Consider the following 336-nt stretch of genomic DNA (forward strand, 5'->3'; position numbering starts at 1 on the left):
CTTTATCTGTAGGGGTAGCCGTGCCGTAATGGTCATTATCATAAACGCTGCCTACAATTTGAGGGTCGGTACTATAGGTAACGGTGTAAGTATCATCTTGAGCAGTAAGGGTTGTTGTGGTGGGTGTAGTAGTTGCAGTTGATGTGGTAGTTGCCGTTGTGGTGTTTGTTGTGGTAGTGGGTGTTGTAGTTTGGGACAGTACTATTACAGTAGCGGTAGCAGTGGCGAAGTGGGTAGCATCTTTAATATCTCTGATTTTATAATATATGTAATGACGACCGACTGATAACCCTGCAGGAAGACGGAGCATTCCGCCTCGTATCGTACTGATATACT

The 336-nt window shown here is 44.6% G+C and carries 1 protein-coding gene; it reads right to left on the reverse strand.

All coding sequences use genetic code 11. The features are described 5' to 3' along the window. Positions 1–336, reverse strand: a 336-nt coding sequence (locus HMPREF9075_RS13325; protein ID WP_009414717.1) for a hypothetical protein, incomplete at both ends; no start/stop codon positions are given.

It is taken from the genome of Capnocytophaga sp. oral taxon 332 str. F0381, from assembly GCF_000318275.2.
GTDB classification, from domain to species: domain Bacteria; phylum Bacteroidota; class Bacteroidia; order Flavobacteriales; family Flavobacteriaceae; genus Capnocytophaga; species Capnocytophaga bilenii.